General features: G+C 39.6%; 3 protein-coding genes. 2 read left to right on the top strand and 1 reads right to left on the bottom strand.

The features are described 5' to 3' along the window. The coding region (locus ACOVO2_RS18920; RefSeq protein ID WP_421771475.1) for a glutamine--tRNA ligase/YqeY domain fusion protein at positions 1-1589 on the bottom strand (1589 nt) is incomplete at its 3' end. A 260-nt stretch (positions 1590-1849) separates the two neighbouring features. Here ACOVO2_RS18920 and ACOVO2_RS18915 point away from each other — a divergent pair. Both ACOVO2_RS18915 and ACOVO2_RS18910 read left to right on the top strand, forming a co-directional pair. Beyond that, positions 1850-2692 (top strand): N-acetylglucosamine kinase, encoded by an 843-nt coding sequence (locus ACOVO2_RS18915; protein ID WP_421771474.1) that lies wholly within the window; start codon positions 1850-1852, stop codon positions 2690-2692. 125 nt (positions 2693-2817) lie between these two features. Continuing rightward, on the top strand, positions 2818-5696 hold a 2879-nt coding region (locus ACOVO2_RS18910), incomplete at its 3' end, for a carboxypeptidase regulatory-like domain-containing protein (protein WP_421771473.1).

Raw genomic sequence — 5696 nt, 5'->3', positions numbered from 1 at the left:
GGGTCTAAGCAGAAATATCCTTTACGCAAAAACTGATACGGTGTGCCGAGCGTTGCATTTTTGAGTGCAGGCTCAACTTTTGCCGTTATCACTTGCAACGACTCTGGGTTTAAATATTCCTTGAAATCGCCATCTTCACGACTTGGGTCTTCTACCTTAAACAATCGGTCGTAAAGTCTTACTTCGGCATCAACGGCTTGTGCTTCTGATACCCAGTGGATAGTTCCTTTTACATTAATACCCGAAGTATCGTTTCCGCTTCGTGAATTTTCGATGTATGAGCAGTGAAGTTCAACAATTTCGCCGTTTTCATCTTTCACCACATCATCACATTTGATAATATAAGCGTGTTTTAAACGAACCATTAAGCCAGGCCCCAAACGGAAATATTTTTTCGTTGGATTTTCCATGAAATCTTCTTTTTCAATCAAAATTTCACGGCTAAATGGCATAATTCTCGAACCACTTTCGTGGTCTTCGGGGTTATTTTCGGCAGTTAATTCCTCTATTTGCCCTTCTGGATAATTCGTAATCACTACTTTGATTGGGTCAAGCACGGCCATCACACGAGTGGCTACTTTATTGAGATGTTCACGTACGCAGAACTCTAACAAACTTACATCAATCAAATTATCACGTTTGGCAATACCGATACGGTCGCAGAACTCACGAATCGCTTCGGGCGTGTATCCACGACGACGCATTCCCGAAATCGTAGGCATACGTGGGTCGTCCCAACCTGTTACGAAGTTTTCGTTGACGAGTTGTAATAATTTACGCTTACTCGTAATGGCGTAAGAAAGATTCAAACGAGCAAATTCGTATTGTTTTGAAGGGAAAATCTCCAAACTTTCGATACACCAATCGTAAAGCTCACGGTGAGGTACAAACTCCAACGTACAGATTGAATGCGTAATTTGCTCAATCGAATCAGATTGACCGTGGGCAAAATCATACATTGGATAGATACACCACTTATCGCCCGTACGGTGATGCGTGGCAAATTTTATGCGATAAATGATAGGGTCACGCATGAGCATATTCGTAGAAGCCATATTGATTTTGGCTCTCAAAACTCTCGTTCCTTCGGCAAACTCGCCGTTTTTCATACGCACAAACAAATCAAGGTTTTCTTCGATTGTTCGTTCACGATATGGGCTATTGATACCCGCAACGGTTGGCGTACCTTTCATGGCTGCCATTTCTTCCGACGTGCTATCATCGACATAAGCCAAGCCTTTTTTGATAAGTTTCAGGGCAAATTCGTAAAGTTGGTCGAAATAATCGGACGCATATAATTCCTCAGCCCATTCAAAACCAAGCCATTTTACATCAGCCTTGATAGACTCGACGTATTCGGTTTCTTCGGTTACTGGGTTTGTATCATCAAATCGAAGGTTAGTTTTTCCACCGTATCGCTGGGCAACTCCAAAATTCAAACAGATAGATTTAGCATGACCAATGTGCAAGTAGCCGTTTGGCTCAGGAGGGAAACGGGTCAAAACTCGACCATCATTTTTGCCTGCTGCGAGGTCATCTTCGATAATTTGTTCAATAAAATTTAATGGTTTTTCAGTCGCTTCTGCCATGATTCTGTAAGTGGTGATGTTGCTATGTTGCGAATTTAACTATTTTTTAAGTTTAAAGTTGGGAAGTATCCATTTAACGCAAGAATTTATTGAATTAATGAAATAAAAAATTAAAAATGTTATGTTTTCAAGTAGGACAGGTTTGCAACCTGTCAGTGTCAGAGAACTTGTAAAAACTATTTCTACGCATCGACAGGTTGCAAACCTGTCCTACATTTCTGATATTTACGACCTAAATCATCAACAAAACAATATTCTACATGATTCTGATTGCAGATAGCGGCTCAACCAAAACCGATTGGCGAATTTTAGACCAAAACGAAGTATTTGCCCAAACACAGACAGTCGGTTTTAATCCATATTATCAAGATGCCAATTCGATTGCTAATGAACTAAAAGTCAATCTTTTACCGCTATGTAAGAAAGAAGTAACACAAGTTTTTTATTACGGAACGGGTGTAACCAATGAAGAAAAAGCAGGCATAATTAAGGAGGCTATTTTGAAAGTTTTTCCAACTTGCCAACAAATCGAAGCCCAAAGCGATGTAGTGGGTGCAGCTCGTGCAGCATGTGGAAAAACAGCAGGAGTTGCGTGTATTTTGGGAACTGGTTCAAACTCAATCTATTTTGATGGTGAAAAAACTGGTTTTCAAGTGCCGCCGTTGGGTTTTTGGTTGGGTGATGAAGGTAGTGGTGGCCATTTGGGTAAAAGCCTGTTATTGAGTTATTTACACAAAGAAATGCCGCTCGAAATCAGAACAAAGTTTGAAGAACAATACGGAACAATGGACAGGCTGACGGTTCTCGAAAATGCGTATCATAAACCCTTTCCGAATCGTTATTTTGCGTCGTTTTCAAGATTTTTATTTGATAATCTTGAAGATGATTTTTGTAGTAATTTAGTAGAAAATTGCTTCCTGCAATTTTTTGAAAAATACATTCTGAAATACCCAATGTGCTACGAAACCAATGTAAATTTTGTGGGTTCGGTGGCATTTCATTACAAAGATTTATTGATAAAAGTAGCCCAAAGACATAAGTTAAAAGTAGGCAAAGTGCTAAAAAGCCCTATAGATGGATTAGTAGAATACTTTAGAGAATAATAATAAACGATATTTTTTAGACAAAATTCAAAGATACTGGTAAGATAATATAGAGATAATAAATAGGTGATGTTGAGGTAATATGGCGGCGTTTATTTTGTGGCCTTAAACCATAAATATCACTAATGTTTAAAAAATTACTCTTCACATCATTTATGCTTTGTGTTTTCTTTCTACATCACAAAGCAATTGCACAAACTACACAAGCCTCAATTTCGGGGGTGATCTTAGATAACCAACGCAAAGCACTCCCTGGTGCAACAGTTAAAGTTCGTAATGAATCTACAGGCTTCTCGACTGCTACTTTGACAAATGCTTTGGGGGAGTATATCTTCAAAGAATTGCCCTTGGGCGGGCCTTATTCTGTAAGTGTGACCTTTATTGGTTATGGAGACCAAAAACGTACGGGTTATTCACTAAATCAGGGTGATGCCATCAAAGTAAATCTTGAAATGGCTGAAAGTATACAAACCCTCGAAGTAGTCGAGGTTGTGGCATCCGGCTTGAAAAATAAAGTCGAGAATATTGGTGCAGCTACTGCTGTTTCGGCAAGATCAATCACAAAACTCCCTGTTAATGGTCGAAATTTTACTACTCTAATGGACCTTTCTCCACTCAGTAGAGGTGGTAGTCTGTCGGGGCAGTTGGGTTCTTCGACCAACTACACAATTGATGGTATGAATGCTAAAAACCCAACATCGGCTGGCTCTACAACAAGCCGAAGTGGAGCTCCTTACTCGATTTCGATTGAGGCAGTTCGTGAGTTTAAAGTTGTGACAAATCAGTATGATATTACTTTTGGGCGTAGTGGTGGCGGAACTGTCAGTGCCGTAACAAAGGCAGGTACTAATACATTGAGTGGAAGTGCGTTTACTTTTGGGCGTGCAAACTGGCTGGCCAGCCCGTATGATATTCGTGGGAATCGCCGTTATAACAATTACGCAACCTATCAGTATGGCTTCTCGCTTGGTGGGCCAATCATTAAAGACAAGCTTCATTTCTTTGTGGCATGGGACCACCAGCAAGACCTCCGTTCATTGGTAATTGCTGATATTCGATCGGAGGCAGACGAAAGCCGCTTCAATGTGACCAACGCAACACTTGATAGATTTGTAAACATTGCACGTAGTAAATATGGTGTTGCAAATACGCCGCAGTATGGTTCGTTTGATAAAAACCGTGGTTCGGATGCGGCTTTTGCTCGTATCGACTGGCAAATCAACAGTAATAATCTCTTGACGATAAGAAATAATTACACAAATGATAGAAATAAGCTGGGCCTAACGGATAATACAGCCATTAATTTATACGAATCAACGGGTAATGACTTTAACGTAGATAATAGCTTTTTAGCGACCCTGCGTACTACGGCTGGTCCAAAAATAACAAATGAATTAAAATTACAGCACCTCTACACTTATCAAAATAGTGCACCTGGCGACCAATTACCATCTGCCAATATTCCGAGAGCAATTGTCGAAAACGTAACTTCTACCATCGGTGGTGCCGTACGTTCAACTAATATTCAAATTGGTGGACACCGTTTTGCTCAAGAAAATTTCAAAAATAATGTATTACAATTGGTTGATAACTTCTATTACAGTACTAATAAAATAAATTACACTTTTGGGGCCGATTTGATGTACACAAATGCTATATCAAAATATGGAAGTGAAGTAAACGGACGTTTTCATTATTTAGGTATAACTGCCTTTGAAAACAATCAGCCTTACCGTTATTTCAGAGAAGTACCTTTGGTGACAGATCCACGTGTGACGAGTAATATCTGGAACTTAGGCATTTACGGACAAATGCAGACTAAACTTGCTTTAGGTCTGGATATGACAGCGGGTATTCGTTTAGATTACGCAAAATATCCCGAAGCTAAGTTTAATCAGTTAGTATTTGATGAATTAGGAATCCGTACGGATAATAAACTTCGCTCGTTTATTGTTCAACCACGTCTCCAGTTATCATGGGATATCAACGACCGACACAAAGATTTTGTTCGCTTAGGTGCTGGTGTATTTTCATCCGATCTCAATAACTATGTAGTTATCAATAACCTATATTTTGATGGTAATAATACTGCTACTGTCGATGTAAGAGCTCCGAACCTTCCAGTGGCCGACTTCAATGCTTACAGAAATAATTATGATGCGATTCCGACTTTAGCGGCTTTCCAATTACCTACAATCAATACAAACGGTACTGATGCAAGGGTTCCTGTTGTTTATAAAGCCAACTTATCCTATAGCCATTTTATTAACGATAAATTTAGAGTGGGTATAACTGGTTTCATGACTTTGGCCCGTAATAATTATGTGTATGTTGATAGAAATATGGTAACGACTCCTTATTTCACACTCGATAATGAGGCAGGCCGTGGAGTATACGTACCACTTAATACAATGCCAAGTAATGGATCAGGCGACTGGTTGCAGGGGCGTATCAGCAAAAAAGTGGGTCGTGTACTTGAATTAAACAGCACTGGCCAAGTTAATCAGTTTGCAGTAGTACTTGACGGTACTTATCAATATTTCAAAGATGGTGAAATTTCGATGAGCTATACTTTAAACGATACAAGAGATAACACATCGTTTAATGGAAACGTAGCAAATACCTCAACCCTGGTTTTACCGGTGAAAGATGACCCTCGTAATTTAAGCAAAATGACAGCTTCGGATAATCAATTCCGCCACAAAGTTGTATTTTATGGTACTCTTCCCACGTTCTATGGCGTTAGTATAGGGCTTCGTTATTCAGGTATTGGCGGCACGCGTTACACCTTGCTATCTGGTACAAATAGTAATGCCGATTTCGTGGCGGGACAGAACGATTTGGCTTATATTTTCGATATAAATAACCCAAGCGTGCCACAAAACGTACGTACTGGCTTACAAGCAGTACTCGACAACCCGAACGCCAGCCAAAGTATCAAAGATTATATTACCAAATATATGGGACAAATAGCTGAGCGTAATGGAGGTATTAATGGTTTCTT

The organism is Emticicia sp., assembly GCF_049241225.1.
GTDB lineage: Bacteria > Bacteroidota > Bacteroidia > Cytophagales > Spirosomataceae > Emticicia.
This window is presented reverse-complemented; position numbering and strand designations above follow the sequence as displayed.